General features: G+C 33.8%; 16 protein-coding genes. 1 reads left to right on the top strand and 15 read right to left on the bottom strand.

The window, feature by feature from the left end; all coding sequences use genetic code 11:
* Window positions 1-69: 69 nt before the first annotated feature.
* The 3 genes from OZJ21_RS02620 to OZJ21_RS02630 are packed head-to-tail and all read right to left on the bottom strand — an operon-like array spanning window position 70 to window position 8119.
* Complete coding sequence (locus tag OZJ21_RS02620; protein WP_080563874.1) at window positions 70-738, bottom strand: class A sortase; 669 nt, start codon at window positions 736-738, stop codon at window positions 70-72.
* Window positions 739-786: 48 nt separating this feature from the next.
* Window positions 787-4533 (bottom strand): helicase-exonuclease AddAB subunit AddA, encoded by a 3747-nt coding sequence (gene addA, locus OZJ21_RS02625; protein ID WP_268857401.1) that lies wholly within the window; start codon window positions 4531-4533, stop codon window positions 787-789.
* 4 nt (window positions 4534-4537) lie between these two features.
* Window positions 4538-8119 carry a PD-(D/E)XK nuclease family protein gene (locus OZJ21_RS02630; RefSeq protein ID WP_268857402.1) on the bottom strand — a complete coding sequence of 1194 codons (3582 nt, stop codon included), beginning with the start codon at window positions 8117-8119 and terminating at the stop codon, window positions 4538-4540.
* 107 nt (window positions 8120-8226) lie between these two features.
* Between OZJ21_RS02630 and OZJ21_RS02635 the strand changes: the two genes are divergently transcribed.
* Entirely contained in the window at window positions 8227-8595 is a 369-nt protein-coding gene (locus tag OZJ21_RS02635; protein ID WP_268857403.1) for a hypothetical protein, read from the top strand.
* A gap of 71 nt (window positions 8596-8666) precedes the next feature.
* Here the strand turns inward: OZJ21_RS02635 and OZJ21_RS02640 are convergent, their stop codons facing one another.
* The 12 genes from OZJ21_RS02640 to OZJ21_RS02695 form a co-directional block, all read right to left on the bottom strand.
* Window positions 8667-9629 (bottom strand): ribose-phosphate diphosphokinase, encoded by a 963-nt coding sequence (locus OZJ21_RS02640; RefSeq protein WP_003705524.1) that lies wholly within the window; start codon window positions 9627-9629, stop codon window positions 8667-8669.
* Between the two features lie 99 nt (window positions 9630-9728).
* Complete coding sequence (locus OZJ21_RS02645) at window positions 9729-10976, bottom strand: glutamate-5-semialdehyde dehydrogenase (RefSeq protein WP_003704295.1); 1248 nt, start codon at window positions 10974-10976, stop codon at window positions 9729-9731.
* Window positions 10977-10987: 11 nt separating this feature from the next.
* Window positions 10988-11791: a glutamate 5-kinase gene (gene proB / locus OZJ21_RS02650; RefSeq protein ID WP_003701050.1), complete on the bottom strand. Its 804-nt coding sequence runs from the start codon at window positions 11789-11791 to the stop codon at window positions 10988-10990.
* Between the two features lie 133 nt (window positions 11792-11924).
* A complete protein-coding gene (gene manA, locus OZJ21_RS02655) occupies window positions 11925-12890 on the bottom strand; it encodes a mannose-6-phosphate isomerase, class I (RefSeq protein ID WP_134354549.1) in 966 nt (321 codons plus the stop codon).
* A 254-nt stretch (window positions 12891-13144) separates the two neighbouring features.
* Window positions 13145-13462, bottom strand: coding sequence for a heavy metal-binding domain-containing protein (locus OZJ21_RS02660; RefSeq protein ID WP_003701046.1), 318 nt, complete (start codon window positions 13460-13462; stop codon window positions 13145-13147).
* 2 nt (window positions 13463-13464) lie between these two features.
* Window positions 13465-14259: a hypothetical protein gene (locus OZJ21_RS02665; RefSeq protein WP_225355879.1), complete on the bottom strand. Its 795-nt coding sequence runs from the start codon at window positions 14257-14259 to the stop codon at window positions 13465-13467.
* Window positions 14243-15121 carry an ATP-binding cassette domain-containing protein gene (locus OZJ21_RS02670; protein ID WP_095842335.1) on the bottom strand — a complete coding sequence of 293 codons (879 nt, stop codon included), beginning with the start codon at window positions 15119-15121 and terminating at the stop codon, window positions 14243-14245. Before OZJ21_RS02670 ends, OZJ21_RS02665 begins: the two co-directional genes overlap by 17 nt.
* Before the next feature lie 2 nt (window positions 15122-15123).
* Window positions 15124-15492: a GntR family transcriptional regulator gene (locus OZJ21_RS02675; protein WP_003701043.1), complete on the bottom strand. Its 369-nt coding sequence runs from the start codon at window positions 15490-15492 to the stop codon at window positions 15124-15126.
* Window positions 15493-15628: 136 nt separating this feature from the next.
* Window positions 15629-16777: a mannitol-1-phosphate 5-dehydrogenase gene (locus OZJ21_RS02680; RefSeq protein WP_047035987.1), complete on the bottom strand. Its 1149-nt coding sequence runs from the start codon at window positions 16775-16777 to the stop codon at window positions 15629-15631.
* Window positions 16777-17220 (bottom strand): PTS sugar transporter subunit IIA, encoded by a 444-nt coding sequence (locus OZJ21_RS02685; RefSeq protein ID WP_003701041.1) that lies wholly within the window; start codon window positions 17218-17220, stop codon window positions 16777-16779. Before OZJ21_RS02685 ends, OZJ21_RS02680 begins: the two co-directional genes overlap by 1 nt.
* A gap of 14 nt (window positions 17221-17234) precedes the next feature.
* Window positions 17235-19025, bottom strand: a complete 1791-nt coding sequence (locus OZJ21_RS02690) for a PTS mannitol transporter subunit IICBA (RefSeq protein ID WP_268857404.1) — start codon at window positions 19023-19025, stop codon at window positions 17235-17237.
* Window positions 19026-19287: 262 nt separating this feature from the next.
* On the bottom strand, window positions 19288-20013 hold the full coding sequence (locus tag OZJ21_RS02695) for a TerC family protein (protein ID WP_014568795.1): 726 nt from the start codon (window positions 20011-20013) through the stop codon (window positions 19288-19290).
* Window positions 20014-20084: the final 71 nt, after the last annotated feature.

Here is a 20084-nt window from a genome sequence, read left to right on the forward strand (position 1 = left end):
TCTTTAGCAAGCAAATTAATTGCAAAAACAAACAATCTACCAGAAAATTTCTAGTAGATTGCATTATTATTAATTGTTAAAATACTTCAAATTACTCTTACTTGCTGTCCCAGTACTTACCAATGATCCTTGGATGATAATTCGATTGACTTCTCCTTCTGTACCTGAAGCACAGGTTACCAATGTTACCAAGCTTTCACCAGGAACATCATCAATCCATTTAACCTGAGTTTCGTCTACAACTGCTTTCTTGGTTATCTTATATACATAAACTTTCTTCTCATCAGTTAAGTATATTTTTTTGCCAATTTTAGCCTTACTCAAAGGTCCAAATAAGATATTAGGATCTTCCATATGGTGTCCGGCAATTGCATAGTTATTTTCAGCTCCCATTTTTTCGTCAGCCTTCATTGTACCAGCTCCACGCATTAAATTATTATTATCTAATCCATAGAAAATAGGAAGCTTTAAACCGATACTTGGAATCGCAATTTTTCCAATTGCAGCTGTATCATCTTGAGTAGCCTTACTAACTCCTTTAATATCAACGGCTTTAACACTTTCAAAGTCAAAATTTCCTTTATGTTTTGTCTTAGTATCAACCGGCTTACTAATAGCAGTTTGACTCATGTGGTTAACCACATAGCTTTTAATTTGCTCGTTAAAAATTAAAGCTAACCCTACAACCATCAAGACAACCACTATTACCCATTGCAGGACTTTCCATATTTTAGACATTTCACTCATCCTTTACTACTAGAATAGTAGTTCCATTTTACCACAACTTTAGAGAACAATGCTTTTTCCTAGATCTAAAGAATATATGATTTTTTGTGAAACTTTCTTATTCAACATGCTTTCAACCGCCATTGCATATAAGTTTAATTGTCCACGGTAATTTTCAATCAACTTATCTTCGGAAGTATGGTGGTCAGTCTTATAATCAAAGATAATAACTTCATCATCTAACTCAATTAATCCGTCAATAATACCATGAACTAAAATTGGCTGTTCTACATCATTATCTACATTACTAAATAATCTTCCAGCAGGTATGATCATCGCAAATGGTAATTCTCGTTTTACTTTATCTTTATTCTCTAGAACTGTTCTACCTAAATCACTGGCATAGAAATTCTTAATTTGATCTAGATTAATTTCTTTAGCCACTTCTGGTGTGATCAATTTATCTTCTACCAACTGCGATAATAACTGCATCAATTCTTCAAGTGTTACTTCATCATCAAGTGGTAATTTTTGCAATAGCAAGTGTGTAGCCGTCCCTACTTGTGCAGGTGATACTTTCACTTTTGTCGTCATAAACTTAGGTAATTTCAACTCGCCTTGTACATATCTATTAATTCCTTGTGGTGCTTGATCTTGCCAATCAATCTCCAAACTTTGCATCATATTATTATCCGGATCATCAAAAGCTCGTTTTAAATCCGACACAGCTTGGTAAGCAGTCGTTTTAGTTAATGATTCATTAGGATACTTACTTTGTAGAATTTTATCAATAATTCTATATTGCTTATCATTAATTTCTAAAGGCTCTTGTCCTTCTATCTTCTTAAGCTGTTGTTTTAACCATGATTCACCATTCTCGTCTAAAGTAATATTTTCTTCACGTAGATCTTGATTACTATAGAACTTAACCGCAAATTTTACTGGTAATTCACCTATATATGCCGGTTCCTTTGCATCTACTGTATCATCAACTTCTTTAAAGATCTCACTTCTTGTTAGACACATACCAATCCAGTCCATGAAGTTTCTAACTGATGCTCTAATACCTGCATTCAAAACTAAGGACTCACTTTGCGTAGCTTTCTCCCACTTACTCAAAGCTTCATTTTTATCTTTATATGAACCAACGATAAATAATTGCTGTTCTGCTCGTGTTAAAGCTACGTATAGTAATCTCATTTGTTCAGCTGCTAATTTTTTCAACGCTTGTTCACCAGCAATTACTTTCATCAAAGTGTCTGTCTTTACTCGAGTATCGGGATCAAGATAAGAAATTCCTATCCCATCATCTGCATTCAACAAATATGGTTTATTCAAATCTCCCACATTAAATTTGTGAGTAGCATCCAATAAGAAAACAACTGGAAATTCCAATCCCTTACTACCATGAATAGTCATAACTGTAACTGCATCATCAGAAACTTGCGTTGTAGCTTCTGATAAATCTTTGTTTTTAGTCTGCATCTTGTTAATGAAACGCACAAATTGAAATAAACCTTTAAAGCTCATTTCTTCATATTCTGCAGCTCTTTCGTATAAAGCATGTAAGTTAGCTTGACGTTGCAAACCACCTGGCATCCCTCCAACATAATCAAGGAAACCAGTTTCTTCATATATTTTCCAAATTAAACTTGCTAACTCATTTTGTTGAGCCATATTTCTAAATTCAGTTAATTGCTTCAAGAAAATTGCAATCTTTTCATACAAACCTTGAGCAAATGCTGAAGCTTTCTCAACTTCAAAATTATCGTAGAAACTCTCTACTGCTTGGAAATAATCACCAGTTTTATCATTAATTCTAAGATAAGCTAGTTCGTTTTCTTTTAATCCCATAATCGGCGAACGCAACACTGCCACTAAAGGAATATCTTGGTAAGGATTATCAATTATTTGTAAGAATGATATCATTATTTTTAATTCAGTTGTTTGGAAATAATTTTGTGCATCAGGAACAAAAATTGGTACTCCTAGACGCTTAAATTCTTCTGTCAAAATTAAGTTATTCTTACGAGTTGGAGCTAAAATTGCAATATCTCGATATTCAATTGGCCTAATAGTCCCTTGTTTCTTATCGTAGATTTTTTCTCCATTTTCAACTAATTCTTTAATTCTCTTGGCAGTCATGACAATTTGGCCTTGAGCTTTATTATCAATTGAAAAGTCCTCATTTACAGGTTCGTCATCGCTTTCTTGACTAGAATCTTCACTTTCATATACCAAAACTTCAGCTTTTACAGGTGTTTCTTCGAGATAATATTTCGCCCCATAAACAAGGCGAGCATCCTCGTCATATGCCATTTCTCCCACTTTTTCATCCATCAATTGAGAGAATATCAAGTTAGTAAATGCTGTTACATTTTCCATTGAACGGAAGTTTTCTGCAAGAATGATTCGCTCGTCATTGTTATCATCAGTTGCAAAGCTTTGATACTTCTTCAAAAATAATCCCGGATCTGCCAAACGGAAACCATAGATAGATTGCTTTACATCACCTACCATGAACATATTGCCAGGATTCTTGTGGGCAATCGTTGTTAAAATCGTTTCTTGGAGTTGGTTAGTATCTTGGTACTCATCAACCATGATTTCTTTGAACTTGTTTTTCAATCTTTCCTTAACTCGTCTACCATCAGGAGTATCAGTGTTTAGGATTTGTAGTGTCAAATGTTCCAAGTCACTAAAATCAAGTACATGTCTTCTACGTTTTTCTTTACTGAATTCTGATCCAAATTCCTTTACAACTTCACTTAAAGTTTCAACAATTTGTTTGGATTTTTGGGTTAGCTCTTTGATCTCATCTTCAGGTAAAGCAAAATATTTAACACTTAGATCTTCTATAATCTTTTTACTGCCATCACGTAAAGTCTTGTTAATTCTTTCTTTTTGCTTTTTCTGATCATCATCTAGACCTCTATCAGATTTAGCACGTTTAAACTTGAAATTTTGTAAAGTTGTCTTTAAATTATTCCATTCCTTACATCCAACTACAAAATCTTGTAACTCATCAATTGTTACGCAATCTTGTTCAAATGTTTGATAGAGTTTTTCTAACCCTATCTTATTAGCTTCATCCATTCCTTGTTTTAAATTGTCTTTAGCTAATTGAATTTGATCTAAAATATTAGGCTTTATCTTATTTTGATAGAAATTACTTTCCATCAAAGGTTGATCACCTAACTCATATTCATTTACTAAATTATTTAGCCATTCTTCTGGATTAGGATTGGCATTAGCGAATTGATAAGTTTTCATCACTAATTCACTTAGACCATCATCGTTACGGTCGCTAGAAAAATTGATTACTAAATTTTCAAATTCTGGACTTTTTTTGCTATACCATTTTTCACGCAAATCATCCCATACATTTTCCTGTAGTAAAGCAACTTCAGTATCTTCTGTTAGCATTCTAAACATTGGATCTAAGTTGATTACATAATAATATTGCTTAATTATCTGCAAGCAAAATGCGTGTAATGTTGAGATATTAGCTACATTTAATTTTGATAACTGAGTTAGATATCTACGCTTTTCTTCTTCAGAGTCAGCCGTTGATAATTCCTTACGCAAAGCAATTTGAATTCTTTCTTTCATTTCCTTAGCTGCAGCTTCCGTAAAAGTTACCACTAATAACTCATCAATGCTTACTCCTTGTTTGATCTTATTAATAACACGTTCAACCAAGACTCTTGTTTTACCAGATCCAGCTGAAGCAGCTACTAAAATGTTTTTCCCTGTATCTTCAATTGCTTTCTGTTGAGCAGGTGTAAACTTAAATCCATTCGCCATTAGTTTAAACCTCACTTTCTGCTGAATTTTCTTGTGCTAATTTTTGGAGAATATCAGCGGTATTTTCTTTTGGTAAACGATAATATTGATTTCCTAAAAGTTCATCAAATTGCATAATCGCCTTATATGGTGAATATTGTAATGCTGATCGTCTATCTGGCCATAGAACTGGATTTAATGCCACATCACCAGCAAAGATAAGTTTTGCAGCTTCTTGAATTAGTTCTTCATTTCGTTTTAGGAGTAACATTAAATTATCAAATGTGATTACATTACCGCTATTCTTAACCCCTCCAAAATGACCATCTGCATATTTTCTAACAGGATATACGATAGAATTACCAGCTTTTTCAATTGATGTATCTAAATTACTTAATAATTCTTGATCATCTAAAACTAAGCCATCGTATTTATTTTGTTTCAACAATATTTCGCTATATGGATTTTTCAAAATATCCTTTTGCTTGATAACTGGATTTTGCAAGTGCATATAAACTGCCCCAGCTGGTTTAATCTCTTCTCCGGCATTTAAATCAAGCAATAAATCTGTATTTTGTAACATGGCATTTAAATATGTCAACATCTGTAATGCCAGTCCATAGTAGGCATCTTGATAGTTAAACTTATGACTACTTGATTTATAGTCAACAATCCCTAAATAACGTTGGTTGTCTATAATCATCTGATCAATTCTGTCAATCTTTCCACGGACATTAACCTTATGACCATTACCTAAATCATAAGTTAAAGCCTTCAAACCATTTTCAGTTCCTACATGTCCAAACAATACTTCAGTTTCTAAAGGACGCATTTTTGTTCTTTGGCCTTGGTTATGTAAAGCCCATCCCATCTGACTTACAGTAGCTCCAAGTTGCTTCAAGATAAATTGCATTCTGTTTGAACTTTGTAAAATTTGAAATTGTGGCAATTGTTCCATGCCACCTAGAACTTGTTGAAGATATGAGTCAAACTGAGACTTATTTATATCAGTAATTGAGACTTTATCTTGTTTAAGAGTCTTCAATAGTTTATCTAAGGCCATATGATAGAATTCACCTGTATTAGCTGGTGATAATTCAAATACGTCACGTTCTTTTAATTTCAACCCATACTTTAAGAAAAAGGCATAGTGATTTTTGAAGAATTCCTCAAATTTAGATACAGAGGTATTCAAAGTCTTACCATATAATTTTTCTGCGTATTCTGTCTTTAATCTTTCAGGAATGTTACTATATTCGATCCCTGCCATCAATTTACGCGTAAGTCTACGATAAGTAGCATCTTCTTGTAACTTCTGATAGACATATCTCCACATTACAGGTAAAGGTTGCTTTTGCCCTTTAGCTTGACGAGCTACTCCAATTAAATTGCTCAAAGCCGTCCGTTTAGTTGCCACAAATTTCAAGACTTTTTTATCTTCCAATGTTGGTTCACTATTAGCTTCATACAGTGGTAAATCAAATTGTTTCATGATGCGATTTACGTATGGAGACATTCTTAATCCATCTTCATTGACTCCAGCAACTGGATAAGAGAAGTACAATCTTTCCCTAGGTGTCATAAATGCTAAATAGTTCATAAATGGTTCTGCTGCCATTCGTCCTTCGGCAGTGTCAGATAAATATTTCTCATCATCTAGTGTTCCTTGAACTAATTCTCTATCCATATCTGTCAGTAACATTGTATTTTGAATGCGATTTGGCATTACTAAGTCCGTAGCACCAAAGATAAATGTTACTTTTCTATCATTCATTTGAGTCGCAGTTGTTTCAGAAATAATAACTTGATCGAGCGTTGATGGAACTTGGCGATAAGTGGCCCCTTCAAATCCTGTTTGTAGTAAGTTCAAGAAATCTTCTTCCTTAAATGATAGATCTCCTAAAGTATCTACATATTCATCCATTAATGCACAAAATAGGTTCCACACCTGTTCGGGACGATCTGCCATCACCATGTCACCTTGTTCTAGTGCTTTGTTTCTCCAATTAATCAACTGTTCTGGAACACCATTAATAATCAAAAAGTTCATCAAGATTTGTGCCGCTTCTTTACCATTTTCGGCTTCATCTAATTGTTTGAAGAATGGTGGTAAAATTTCCTTAATATAACGACGAATAACGTTAACTTGCTTAGTTATTTTCTCTTGGACATCAGTTTGAGTACCAAAGTCAGAACTTCCAAAGCGATAATATACCCAATCATCTTTACGTAGCCATTGACTTCCTTCAAAACCAAATTTTAAGATCAAGTTTTCAGTTAAATCTAAATCTTGTCTGAATTGTTTAATTCCTAAATAACCATATTCTGTTTTGGGAATTAACAATTCAGTTTTTAAAAGCCTCATCATATCCACATAACGATAGTGACGTGCTTTCACATTGAATAAAGCTGTCAACAATTCCACAAGTGGATGATCAATCATCTTCTTAGCTAAATCCACAAAGATTGGAACCTTATAGTCATTAAAAATAGGTTCAATGATATTTCGATACTTATTCAAATCCGGCGTCAATAGCAAGAAATCTGCATAACGATAGTCTTTCAAAGCTACCATTTGCTTTATTCTTGTAGCTATTTCCTTTATTTCAGTCATTCTTGTATCAGCTTTTATGACTTGTAAATTATGATTATCACCAATTTTTTCAACACTAATTGGTTTTAAATCTGTGGATTCTTTCCAATATTTAGCCAAAGATTGTAATTCAGGAGTTTCCACACGTAATTCCTGTGGATAAACATCATTCAGAATTTTGACCTGTGCTTTTCTAGCCTGTTGATAAAGTAAATAGTAAGTTCTCTCTGATCGATAAAATAATGACTGCTTATCACTTAAATCTTCAATATCAGTCACTCCTCGATTCAAAATCAAATCAATTCTCACTTCTTTAGCTCGTTGAAGCAAAACTGAAATTATAGCCTGTTCTTGAGCTGTGAATTGTGAAAATCCTTCGATAATAAAATAACTATTGCTTAAATCTTCATTTTGTAGGTACTGAGTCAAACTTGGCAAAATATCAGCAGGTTTTAAATACTTACTGTCCGTCATTTGCATAAAATCACGATAGATAATCTCTATATCATGTAATTTGGCTTCCAACTCTGCACTATCAGCTGTATCTTGTTGGCTTAAATTTTCTTTCATTCTTTCTATATCATCATATGTAATGCAAGATTGTTGTAGTTCTATTAATTGTGATACCAATTGAGCAATAAAACCAGGTTGTGTCTGTTCGCCTTTAAAAATTGTCAATTCATCACTATGTTCCTGCAAACTACGATAAACAATCATATTCAAGCCAGCATTGGTTATTCTATTAACTTGATATGTAGCCGTATCCTTCATAAAATACCAAGCTAAACGTGTAAATGAGAAAGTCTGTACATTACTTGTCGCAAACAAGTCTTGATTAGTTTGTTGGCTTTTTAAATAGTCTAATACTTTTACTTCAGCACTAAATTTATTATGGTTAGGAACTATGTAGTAAATCTTGGCTTGTGGATCTTCTGCTTGCCAGTTAGTTATTTGTTCTAGCAATACTTGACGATGATTTTTAGTAGCATCACCTAAAATAAATCCTAAACTCATAAATTTTCACCTCTCACTTTTTTATTCTCTTCCCTAGTTTATCATTTTTTTGGTCATAGCTTTAAATTGAGTTACAATAATAATAAATTCTAAGAAAGGATTTTATTATGCAACCAAAAAAACGTTATGTCCAACCTCAAACTGTACGCGAGGCTATGGAAACTATTCAAAAACTATTTAATTCTTATCGTCACGCACCTTTAACACAAGACCTGTTAAATTATCACATCAACTTGACCAATCGCTTGCAAACTGATATTTATGTTGCTGCCTTACGAGAAAAAAAGGCTAAGCATTTAGAAGACTTAAAGGCTATGACTGAAGCTATGCAAACTTGGACTAAAATTCGTTCTGAAAATAAACCATTTATTGGCAAAATGAAGAATTTTCGCCTAACTAGCAATAATGGTCCTAAATTTAAGCAACACGTACATAAAATAAAAGGCAATCATAGTTATCGCGGCGTTAAACATTAAAATATCGAATACAAAAACCCCATAGTTACTAGCTGAAACTAGCAACTATGGGGGTTAAATTTTAATCTTAATTAAATTTCATGCTTTTGAAATAATGAATCCACTGATTTATTACTATTAATCAATGAAATAGCCTTAGCAATTGTAGGTGCTACTGATAAAACTTTCAATTGTGAAAATTGCTTTTCTTCTGGCACCTCAATTGTATCTGTTACTACAACTTCCTTATATGGAGAAACCTTCAATTCTTCTACAGCATTTCCAGAGAAGATAGGATGAGTAGCACAAGCATAGATATCTGCTGCACCAGCTGCTTTTAAAGCTTTAGCAGCGTCTACCATCTTACCACCTGTATCAATCATATCATCATAAACAATGCAGTTATGACCCTTAACATCACCAATTACATGTGCTTCTGTTGGTTCTGCAATTCTTTCAGTTCCACGCTTATCTACGATGGCAATTGGAGCCTTTAATAATTGAGCAAGGTTACGTGCACCCTTAACACCATTATGGTCTGGAGCAACAACTACTACATCTTTCTTCAATCCCAAATCGCCAAAGTATTGAGCTTGTACAAAAATTGCAAGTAAGTGGTCAACTGGAATGTTGAAGAATCCTTGTAACTGACCAGCATGCAAGTCCATTGCTACAACTCTGTCAGCACCTGCCATTTGAATGAAGTTAGCTAGTAACTTAGCTGTAATTGGTTCACGAGAACGTGCCTTACGATCAGAACGTGCATAACCATAGTAAGGTATAACCACATTGATTGTACCTGCACTTGCACGACGTAAAGCATCAATCATAATCATAACTTCCATAAAGTTTTCGTTAACTGGATCAGATATAGATTGAATTACAAATACATCTCTACCACGAACACTTTCGTTGATGTTGATTTGAATTTCACCGTCACTAAAGTGTTTTACGGAAGCATCACATAATTTAACACCTAAGTTATCAGCAATTTTTTGTGCCAATTCTGGATTAGAATTTAAGGCAAATAACATTATCTCCTGCTTTTCTTGCATTTCCACATTTCCTCCATGAAGGTTTTATCTAAGTTGTCAACTACTTTAATTATATACAATCAACTTTTAAACGTCAAAAAGCTTTAGAAAAATAAATAATTATTTTCTTATTTGTCCATTACCACGAATGACATATTTAGTTGAAGTTAAGGCTTCTAATCCCATTGGTCCACGTGCATGTAATTTTTGCGTTGAAATCCCAATTTCTGCACCAAATCCAAATTCAAAACCATCTGTGAAACGTGTTGAAGCATTAACATAGACACAAGCAGCGTCTATCTCGTCCAAGAATTTTTGAGAACGAGTATAGTTTTCAGTGATAATTGCCTCTGAATGTTTAGTATTATGTTCATTAATGAAATCAATTGCCTCATCAATTGAAGATACAATCTTGATTGCAATAATGTAATCATTGTATTCTGTATCCCAATCTTCAGCTGTAGCTAAAGTTGCTTTATCTCCTAAGATTTCACAAACTTTTTCATCGCCTCTAAGTTCTACATTATACTTTTGTAATTCATCAGCAATTGCTGGTAAGTATTCTTGAGCAACATCTTGGTGAATTACTAAGTTTTCAATTGCATTGCAGACAGATGGACGTTGTACTTTGGCATTTGTTGTAATTTCTACTGCCATTTTCTTGTCGGCAAATTTGTCTACATAAACATGGCAGATACCAGCACCAGTTTCGATAACTGGAACTTTAGCTGTGTTCAAAACAGTTTGAATTAAGCGTGCAGATCCACGAGGAATTAATACGTCCAAGTAATCTGTTAGTTGCATGAATTCATTTGCTAATTCATGTGATGTTTCTGTAATTACTTGTACTGCATCAGGATTAATTCCTTCTTGTTCCAAAGCTTGACGAATAACTTTAGTTATTTTTATATTCGTTTGTAAAGCTTCCTTACCACCACGTAAGATTACTGCATTTCCTGACTTAAAGCATAATGCTGAGGCATCGACAGTTACGTTAGGACGTGCTTCAAAAATCATCCCTACAACACCTAGAGGAACTCTCTTCTTTTCAATTTGGAGTCCTGCATAGTTAACCCAACCAGCATCAATCTTACCAATTGGATCAGCTAATTGTGCAACTTGTCTTACACCTTCTGCCATCGCTGCAATTCTGTCATTATCAATCTTTAATCTATCAATGAATTTTTCAGGCATATTAGTAGCATTTTCTAAATCTACTTTGTTAGCAGCTATTATTTCGTCAGCTTTTGCTAATAATTCTTGGGCTACTGTTTCTAAAACTTGATTCTTCTTTTGTTCACCCAACAAGGCTAATTGTCGAGATGCTTCTCTAGCAGCCTGTCCCATTTTATTTAAATCTACAGTCATCTATATCGCCTCTATTTCTTATGGAATAATGTTCCTATTTGCTTACCGTTTAAAATTTCAAAAATGATCGAAGGTCTCTTACCGTTAGCTAAGACAGCTTTGCGTCCTTCATTAATCATTCTATCCATTGCTTTAATCTTAGTTGCCATTCCACCAGTTCCAAAACGACTTCCTGTGCCACCTGCAGCACCTGTGATTTTTTCGTTAATTTCTGTCACTTCTGAAATTAAGTTAGCATCAGCATATTTTTTAGGATTTTTATCAAATAATCCATCAATATCAGATAAAACTATTAGTAAATCAGCATCAATTCCAGAAGCAACCACTGCAGATAACCAATCATTATCTCCAAAACTTGTTTGATGATCCATTTCATCAACCGCAACTGTGTCATTTTCATTAACCACTGGTATAACTTTCCATTTTAAAAGTTCATTGAAAGTATTCAACACGTTTTCTCTACTTTCAGGATAAGTTAATACATCATGCGTCAATAAAATTTGACTTGTCTTTTGACTGTACATTGCAAATCTTTGTTGATAAATAGTCATCAATTGACTTTGACCAATCGCTGCCAGGGCTTGTTGTTCAGGAATTTGCTTGGGTCGTTGTACCAAGCCCATATTTGCGAGTCCCACACCTACTGCACCTGATGATACTAGAACCACTTCTTTGTCCTCATTCACCAGTCCACTCAAGGTATAACACAACTCATCTATCGCTTGTAAATTAATTTTTCCGTTGGCACGTATCAGGGAACTTGTACCAACTTTTACAACTATGCGTTTCGCATCTTGCAAATTCCTGTTTTCCATCCCTATTCCTCTTTCCTACATTAAATATACTTAAATTTTACACTAACAATCAAAAAAAATCACTCTCTATAATTTTTATCTATTAAAAAAGTGATTTCCATATTTTTTATCAAATACGAAAATCACTTTATGCTTAAGCTTTTGAGCCTGGTTCTGAAGCAATAATTTCTAAATTACCTTTGATTGTCCATTCTTTAACATCATAAGGTAAGATGAAATGCACGCCTTTTTCAATTTCATAACTCTTATCATTCACAATGATTTGACCTTGGCCTTTTAATACAGAAACCAAAGTATATGGAGCTGCTTTACGAGTGAAAGTTGCTTCTCCACCTTCTAAGCGCCAACGATAAACACTAAAGAAATCTGTTTCTACAAATATTCTTACATCTGCATCCCCAACTTTTTGGTCCTTAATATCTAATTTAGGATCAACATGAGGTACGTTTGTTACATCAATTGATTGTTGTATATGCAATTCACGTTTTTGACCAGTAGTCTTATCTACTCTATCGAAATCATATACACGATAAGTTGTATCGCTACTTTGCTGGGTTTCTAATACCATGATACCTTTTCCAATAGCGTGAATTGTTCCGCTTGGTACGTATAAAAAGTCACCCGGTTTAACTGGTACTCTTCTTAACAATTTATCCCATTGTCCATTTTCTATTAACTCAGCTAATTCTTCACGAGTTTTAGCATGGTGACCGTAAATCATTTCAGCACCTTCATCAGCAACTAAAACATACCAACATTCAGTTTTACCCAATTCACCTTCATGTTCTTCAGCGTAAGCATTATCAGGATGAACTTGTACTGATAAATCTTGTTTAGCATCTAAAATCTTGGTCAATAATGGAAAAACATCTCCCTCAGCATTTCCAAAGACTTCACGATGATTTGCCCATACTTCATCTAATGTTTGTCCTTTAAATTCACCATTTTCAACAGTTGCTGGGCCATGTGGATGAGCTGAAATAGCCCAGCATTCACCAGTATGATCACTTGGAATAGGATAATTGTATTCTGTCTTTAAGCGACTTCCTCCCCAAATTTTTTCTTGGAATACAGGTTTTAAAAACATTGGTTCATTCATAATTTTTCTACTTCCTTAATATAATGTATACACTTTCAATTCTAACAAAAATTATTTATTTGGCAACTTAGATTCATGTTTACTTTTAGTAAGCAATATTTTATATAAAAAACAAGTTAAAGAAAATCTACAAAAAGCTAAAATTCCATTTAAAGATTATGGTCATAAAATTCAAACACTCAATCCTAATGGTATTAAATTATTAATTAGAGAATAAGAAAAGATAGTACCAGAAATTCTGATACTACCTTTTTTTAATCTTCAATAAATTTAACTGCGGTTCCGTAAGCTACGACAGATTGCATATCTTGTAGAATAGATCCGGAATCGAAACGCATCATCACAATCGCATCCGCACCCTTTTCAGTAGCTTCCTGTTTCATACGTTCAATTGCTACCATTCGAGCTTCATGCAACATCTTAGTGTAATCTTTAATTTCTCCACCAACGATATTTTTCAACCCTGCTCCGATATTTCTGACAAAGTTTTTAGATTGAGTAGTTACACCAAATACTTCACCCAAAACTTCATACTTTTTACCTGGAATATTTTCCGTTGTTACAACTAACATATCTATCCCTCCGTTCTAATCTTCATCTTCATTAAAAGATGACGTGTCAAAAACGCTCCTAAAATCGCTAATACAATTACTGTTAAAATTGGTGGTAGGAAATTAAAACTATATTCATTTCCATGATAGCTAATTCCCAACAATAGGCCGAAATATTTTACAACTACCATGAAAACTCTTGTCCAAGCAAATGGTAACATCGCAATCCACGAAACAATTCTAGTAATTACTAAAAATGCAGCCATTACAATTCCAAAGATTATCCAAGCGCGATGCTTTTTAGGAAGTAACCCACAAGCTGCCCCGATTGCACTGATCCATGTTACTGTCATAAAAGTTACTAATACATCAAAAAGATAACTTCCTATTGCTTTTACTACTGGATTAGTTCCCTTTAAATAAGTTATTGCTATCAAATCATTTGTTCCACTACTTGATACCATTGCATCGTATATAGTTCCAATTAATACTAAAATTAAAGTTCCTAACCCTAACACTATCATTTTATTTTTCCATAATGTTTTACGTGAAATTCCATTTTGATTTAAAAATGCGAATATCTCGTAATTAGTCGCACTAATTATAAATAAAGCACCCATTAAATAAACTGCTAACGGAAAATTGCTCCAAAATCCGAGTGCAATACTAGGAATTTCTTCAGAACTTGACATCATTATCAAAAGGATAGTTCCAATTATATGGATTCCAAATAATATCCCTAACCCTTTCACTGTATCTTCTGCATATTTCCTAGATAGATACTTAACTACACTAATATCTTTACTTGTTAACACCATTTTCACCACCTTGATTTGTTAAATATATAAACATCTTTTGCAAGTCAACGCGTTCAATTTGTACAGTATCTGGTAATATCTTATCGTCATTCAAATCACCATATACATAGTAACCTTGTAAATTACCCAAACTTTCTTTTCCAACGATATTTAGACCTTCGACATAATCTTTAGTTTCAACTTTTGGTCCCACAATCAAATGTGATTTAGCCAAAATATCTTCAACATCTTCATCAATTGTAATTTTACTTTCAGATACAATCATGACATGTTCTAAAATATTAGTAATTTCCTCAATCAAATGAGTTGCTACAACGAATGTACGTGGACGTTCACTGTAAGTAGTCATTAATTCTTCATAAAAAATTGTTCGATGATTAGCATCAAGCCCCAGTACAGGTTCATCCAAGAAGATATAGTCTGCTGGCACACATAATGCAATTATTAGCTTAGCAATCGTGTGATAACCTGTTGAAAATTTTCCAAATTTTTGATGAGTATCAATATTAAATCTTTCAGCTAGCTTTTTAGCATATTCATAGTCAAAACTTCCATAAAATTGTTCAGTATATTCGAAAATTTTGTCTAATCTCATACTTTTGCTGTACATATCAACATCATTCATCAAATATAATCTACCTAATGCACTGTCATTTTCTACTAAATTTTCATCGTCCAGTGTTAAATTTCCTTGATCTGCATATAATCGATTAGCGATAATATTTAATAATGTACTCTTTCCAGCACCGTTTCTACCTAAAAGTCCATAAATCTTATTAGGTTTAAATTCTACTGATATATTATCCAATACGTTTTTCTTACGAAATTTCTTTGATAATCCATCAATCTTAATTCCTGTCATTACTAATCCACACCTCTCTTCACTAATTCAATTAAATCATCTTCATTCATGCCTAATTTCTTAGCTTCTTGTATCATTTTTACAATATAATCTTGATAAAAAGACTCTTTCCTTCTTTCTAGTAACTTCATATAAGCACCCTCTGTTACAAACATTCCTAAACCTCTTCGTTTTTCCAATAGTCCATCATTAACCAAAATATTCATTCCTTTTAATACCGTTGCCGGATTAATATGGAATTCTTTTGAAATTTCAGTCGTAGAAGGAACTTGTGTACCATCTAAAAAAGCTTTTGTAAAAATTGCTTCCTCTAACTGATTAGCTACTTGCAAGTATATTGGTTCGGTACTATTGAAATTAAAGTGTAACATTCATTTCCACCTCAATTCTTTTTCATATTCAGTTAATTACTTATGTAACTAACTATATATAAAAATAATTTCTTTGTCAACAAAAAAGCAGTCGATCAATGATTTTTATCATCAATCGACTGCCTTAAATGTTAAATTAATCAGCAGCTTTTACACTTGCAGCAATTTCGGCAACTAAGTCAGCATCATCTTTAAGACCTGTTGTTTCAACAATTACGTCCTTCAAATCTTCATCTTTTAGCATCTTTTGAAGTTTTTGACTTTCATCGTCTTGTGGTTCATCAAAGTGATAAATCTTACCCACAGTTTCCATTAATGTTGTGTAACTTAAGCCACGAGCCTTTAATTCGCGAATTGGACGAATGAAACGTTCATCATAACCTAACTTACGGATAGGTGTACGACCTACACGAGCAATATCATCAGAGATGTATGGATTTTCAAAACGACCAATAATCTTATCATGATATTCTTCTAATTCTTTTTCTTGGAAATCCCACTTAGCTAATAATAGTGAGCGAATTTCTTTCAAAGTATTCTTTAATTGTGTAAGAACTTTTTCATCCTTAATAGCTTCACCAATTGTTTCATATCCTAAAGCTTTACCAGTGTATGCTACTGTGGCATGACCTGTATTAACTGAGAATAATTTACGTTCAATATATGGTTCAAGATCAGGAGCATAGTGGACTGTTTCTAGTTTCAAGCTAGGATTCTTCATTTGACTTTCATCAACAACCCATTCCTTGAACTCTTCTACTGATACCAACAATGGATCATCATGCTTTTGTAGAGGAACGATACGGTCTACCGCTGCATTAGGGAAACCAATATATTCATCAGCAAAAGCTTTTACATCGTCATCTAAGTGGCTGTAAACTTCTTCTTTAAGATGTTGTGAACCACCAATCATGTTTTCACATGCAATTACATCTAATGTTTGCTTGTTATCAGCATCTTTACGAGCCTTGATACCATCAGCAATCAATGGTGCGATGAACTTCAAAATCTTAGGACCAATTGCTGTTGTTACTAAATCAGTAGTCTTAATAGCTTCAACAACTTTTTCTGGATGTTCACCATTATTGATGCCATCAACATTTTCTACATGAATCTTCTTTTGACCAGGTGCAGCCAATTCGATATCATATTCTCCACGTTGATTCAAAGCACTAATGATAGTGTCATTTACATCTACAAAATCAATTCCAAAACCATTTGCGGCTAAAGTTTCACCAATAAATCCACGACCAATATTACCTGCTCCAAAATGTACTGCTCTCATTATTTTCCAACTTCCTTCAATAAATTAATTATTTCTTGTGGTGTTTGTGCATCTGCTAATTTAGCGACATTTGAAACATCACTGCAATATAAAGCGATTTGTGATAATAGATTTAAGTGTTCATTACCTAAACCTGCAATTCCAAAGACAACAGTTACCAATTGTTCACTGTCATTTTCTCCACTGAAGTCTACGCCCATTGGAATTTGCACTACTGAAATTCCTGTCTTTTTAATATATTGTTTACCTTCGTCCGTACCATGAGGGATAGCGATAAAATTACCCATATATGTTGAGACATCATTATTACGTGCAATCATTGAGTCGATATATTCTTTTTCAACACAACCTGCATCTACCAATAATTGTCCCGCCATACGAATTGCTTGATCTCTTGTGGCAACATCTTGATTTAAAGAAATCATATTTGCTTGTAATTCCATTACTCTCTCACCTCTTATTTCAATTTAGCTACAACATCTTGTAACTTCTTGTCTGTTAATAAATCATCTACAACTATAGTTTGAATGTCTGTGTAACGAACTGCCAAATTCTTCTTAGCGGCTGCTGTTACAATTACTAAGTGCTTATCAGAATCTTCAAGTTCATTAATTCTTACAGCCTTAACTGGTGTTTGCTTGTTAGCTTTCTTCATGCTATCACTGAACAAGCTTGTAGCCATTGTTACTGTACCAATGTGTTGATCATGACGAATGAAGTTTACTTCTTCAACTTTAGCAAAATCTACATTACCTAAGTCGCCTGCTTCTGCATTTTTTACTGTATTTTCTGTTACTTGTGGTTTATCTTGAATTTGAGATAGAGCCTTCAAGTTTGCAACAATTTCATCATATTTTGGACTACTCAAGAAGTTATCTACAGATACATGCATTGCACTTGGTGTTCTTTGTAATGCACGTTCAGCTAATTCTTCTTGTGTAACAACTAATAATCCTTGTTCATCTTTTAGACGGTTTACAGCGGTATTTGTAACAGAAATGTCTTTGATACCAGCCTTCTTAACTTTGTCACGTAATAAGGAAGCACCCATTGCAGATGAACCCATTCCGGCATCACATGCAAAGATAATCTTCTTAACATCTGCGTAACTATCAACAGAATCTTGTGCTGCTTGACTTGATGGCATTTCTTTACCTTTAGATTCAGCTTTCATAGCTTCCATTTCAGCTTGTTTTTCTGCTAAATCGTCGCCAGTTGATTTATCATGTTTCAAGATAACAGAAGCAACCAAGAATGATACTACTGCAGCTACGAACACACCTGATAATACAGCTAGATATGATCCCTTAGGAGTCATTAGAAGAATAGCGATAATTGAACCAGGAGATGCAGCAGCTTTTAAACCAGCTCCTAAAAGTTGGAAAGTAAATGTACCTGATACACCACCAGCAATTGCTGCTAAAATCAATGCTGGTTTCATTAAAATGTATGGGAAGTAAATTTCATGAATACCACCAAAGAAATGAATAATTGCAGCACCTGGTGCAGAACCTTTAGCAGATCCTTTTCCAAAGAACATGAATGCTAACAAAATACCAAGACCTGGACCTGGGTTAGATTCAAGTAAGAACAATACTGATTTACCAGCAGTTGATGCTTGTTGAATACCTAATGGAACCAAGATACCATTACCAATAGCGTTGTTTAAGAACAATACCTTAGCTGGTTCAATAAAGATATTAGCTAATGGCAACATGTGAATAGAGATGATGAAGTCAACACCTTTACTCATGAAGTTGCTACCTGCAACAACTAATGGGTTAACTACATAAGTTCCTAAAATAGCTAACAACATTCCCAAGATACCACTAGAGAAGTTGTTATAAATCATTTCAAAACCTGATCTGATCTTATCTTGGAATAATTGGTCAAATTTCTTAATGCACCAACCACCAAGAGGTCCCATGATCATAGCCCCTAAGAACATTGGAACCTTAGCACCAACAACTACCCCCATTGTTGCGATGGCACCAACAACGGCACCACGTTCTTCGTACACCATACGTCCACCAACATAACCGATTAATAATGGCAATAAATAAGTTAACATTGGAGTGATCAATTTAGCGATATGTGCATTAGGGAACCAACCTTGTTCCATAAAAATCGCTGTGATTAAACCCCAAGCAATAATAGCAGCAATGTTTGGCATAACCATACTAGATAGCGATGTACCTAACTTTTGAACCTTCGCTTTAAGTGAAGTTTTCTTCTTTGCTTCTTGCATTTTTTTCTCCTCTTTTCTTCCTGATTTATCTTACAAGTTTATGATAACGTTTACTGAATGCGGATACAATTCATTCTAAATGTGACTTTGGCACAGTTGTCAGTGTCAAAATTAATTATTTTCTTCACAATACGTGTAAAAGCTTGGTTTAATCGACTTTCTCTCTACTACTTATTTGTGACACATTCTCATTTTTTGACCACAATAATCCTTGACCAATAAAAAAATGCAATGAATTTTTCAACTCATTGCATTTTACGTATTAATTTTTAATTCTATGAACAATAAAGGTTGCGACAATCGAACCTAGTACAATTACCCCAAATAATAGATTAGGGATTTCAATATCAATCATAGGAATTGTTAGGAATAGCTTAATTGCAATTAATGCAATCAAACCATATGCTGTCGTTTCTAATTCTGGTACAATTTCCATTAACCTCATGATAATTTCAGCAATTCCTCGCATTGCTAGAATACCTATTAACCCACCGATTAAAACAATCACAGGATTAGGTGAAATCGCCAATGAAGCTAAAACTGAGTCAACCGAGAATACAATATCCATCATTTCAATAGATACAACTACAGACCAAAACAGTGGTAGTATACGTTTTTTAGCTTTCTTACCGTCCTTCTTTGGTTTAGGATTCTTCTTACGATAGAAATGACTAACAGCAAGATACATTAAATATGCTGCCCCTGCCACTTTTATCTCCCAGAAATGAATTAGATAGGCTCCCAAACCAATCAAGATGAAGCGGAATATATAAGCTCCCCAAAGTCCATAAAAAAGAGATTTTTCTTGTTGTTTTTTATCTGGTAATACCTGTGTCTGTGCAGCCAAAACAATCGCATTATCAACAGACAATAAACATTCAATCAATACTAGTGATAGGATGATCATCCAATCTTCACCAGAAGTGACTACTGTTCGCCAGTTATTAGCATCAAAAAATGGACCATATAATTGTTGTAATATATCCAATTAGTAATCTGATCTCCCTTCAATTATCTTTATCCAAGTATATTTTATCAAAATTTTCTATCTTAAAGTGA

Source organism: Ligilactobacillus sp. UO.C109, from assembly GCF_026847815.1.
GTDB classification, from domain to species: domain Bacteria; phylum Bacillota; class Bacilli; order Lactobacillales; family Lactobacillaceae; genus Ligilactobacillus; species Ligilactobacillus salivarius.